This window comes from Vibrio sp. S9_S30 (assembly GCF_014694455.1).
GTDB lineage: Bacteria > Pseudomonadota > Gammaproteobacteria > Enterobacterales > Vibrionaceae > Vibrio.
In genome coordinates this window covers 1-1,913 of record NZ_JAAUWT010000076.1, presented here as the reverse complement: position 1 = coordinate 1,913, position 1,913 = coordinate 1, and the positions used below count along the sequence as shown (strand labels likewise).

Sequence of the window (1,913 nt, the reverse complement as noted above, 5' to 3'; positions counted from 1 at the left end):
CTATCATCGAACCAAACATATATCCCATGGTTCCAATCGGAGAAACTTTTGAAAAGTAACTAAATTTTGTTGCAAATATTTTAGGAAGATAGTTCATTTTCCCCCTCACCATCAGGCACATAACGCCAGCTTAAACCGCAGACAACGCACAAATCAAGCCGCTGCATTACGCCTTAAAAACCAAAATCACCGCAAACCAAAAATGCCACGCGTTGTTTGTCGGTTTGAAGCTTTTGTTAGAGCGTAACGAGTACACAAACTCACTTGGCAATGAAGCACTTCGCTTGCATTCAATGAACAACATCCTAACCAACAAAACCTTCTGTAACCAGACCACGACACCCAAAACGCTAATTCGGTCGGAGATTTAGAAAAACGAGCCAAGAACAAAGCTTCAAAATACGGTAAACAGGAATGGTTTGAAATAGTCACAACGGCTTGGCTTGCGACAACTTTTCCAACTTGATTCGGGTTTAGGAATCGAAATTTGAAGCACTGAAGCCAGGTATTTTCGAGAACCTTACAACCCTTGAACTACCAAAGCGCTATAACGCCTTGCTAACAAGCGACAACGCGATGCCGCTTAACTTGAATATTGTGCCATAAACACGGAGCTGAAATTGCGACTGAAGTCGCCAAGCGTTAGGAGTCTTTGTTAAGCAATTTGTTATGCCTTCTCATGAGACATTAACGAGAGGCCAAAACAAACGAAAGCTCCCCCAGTGATTCGGTTGAATAGTTTACTTATTTTTTCTTTCATGAGCCAAACTCTAACTTTATTAGTGACCACCGCATATGTTGAAAGGGCAATAAATGACATTGTTGCGAATGTCAGAGCTAAGGTAATAAACTGCGGTATTACGGAGTTTTCAACCGTGATGAATTGCGGAAAAAGAGCAGTATAGAAAATAATGGCTTTGGGGTTTGTTATACCTACGAAAAATGCTTCATAAAATAATTTGGAACGTCTGATGTTGTTTATACATTTACTCTCACCTAAGGTGTTGTTACTACGCCAAGTTTTTACTCCAATGTATATTAAATAAAAGCCGCCAAATAGTTTTAACGCTTGGTAGATAGCTTCGGAAGCAACCAAAACAGCTCCTAGACCAACAATTGATAAAGTAGCCATAGCCAGCATTGCTACTACATTTCCGAGAATTCCGAATATGGTATTACTGAAGCCATATGACGCTGAGTTTTTGATTGCTAAAAATACAGCTGGGCCAGGAGAAAAAGTGGCAAACAGGCAAATGAGCAAAAACAAAATGTAGTCCATAATAATCCTAGCTGTTTCCTTAGTTTTGGATAGAGGCATAACGCCCAATTAAACTGCCAAAAACGTACAAATGCCGTTTCTGCAAACCACCGTAAACACCAAACTCAACGCAAACTAAAAATGCCACACGTTTTTGGTCTGTTTGAATTGTTTGTTAGAGCGATACCAACAATCAGACTTACTTGGCAATGAAGCACTTAGCTTGCAGTCAATGAACGACATCTTAGCCAAAGTGAGCTTCTGCAACCAGACCACAAAACCCAAAACACCGATTCAGTCGAGAATTGAGAAGAACAAACCGAAAACCAAGCTTCAAAATCCAGCATTCCCAATTGGTTTTGAAAGCTTGCAGCAACTTGGTTTGCCGAAAATTTCCCACCTTGATGCTAGTAGAGGAATCGAACTCAAAAACACTGAAGCCAGCAATTTTCGAGAACCTGACAATCCTTGAATTATCAAAGCGCTATAACGCCCGCTTAAGCTGCTGACAACGCACAAAACAAGCCGCCGCATTGCGCCTTAAACACAATTATCACTGCAAACCTAAAATGCCACGCGTTGGCAGTCCGCTTGAAGCGTTTGTTAGAGCGTAACGAGTACACAAACTCACTTGGCAGAGAAGCATTTTGCTTGC

General features: G+C 41.1%; 2 protein-coding genes. One reads left to right on the top strand and one right to left on the bottom strand.

Features of this window, described 5'->3' with window-relative positions:
- Positions 1–667: 667 nt before the first annotated feature.
- Positions 668–1,279, bottom strand: coding sequence for a LysE family translocator (locus tag HC752_RS24030; protein WP_190337704.1), 612 nt, complete (start codon positions 1,277–1,279; stop codon positions 668–670).
- 142 nt (positions 1,280–1,421) lie between these two features.
- On the opposite strand from HC752_RS24030, the gene HC752_RS24025 reads away from it, so the two are divergent.
- Positions 1,422–1,730, top strand: a complete 309-nt coding sequence (locus HC752_RS24025) for a hypothetical protein (protein ID WP_190337703.1) — start codon at positions 1,422–1,424, stop codon at positions 1,728–1,730.
- Positions 1,731–1,913 lie beyond the last annotated feature (183 nt).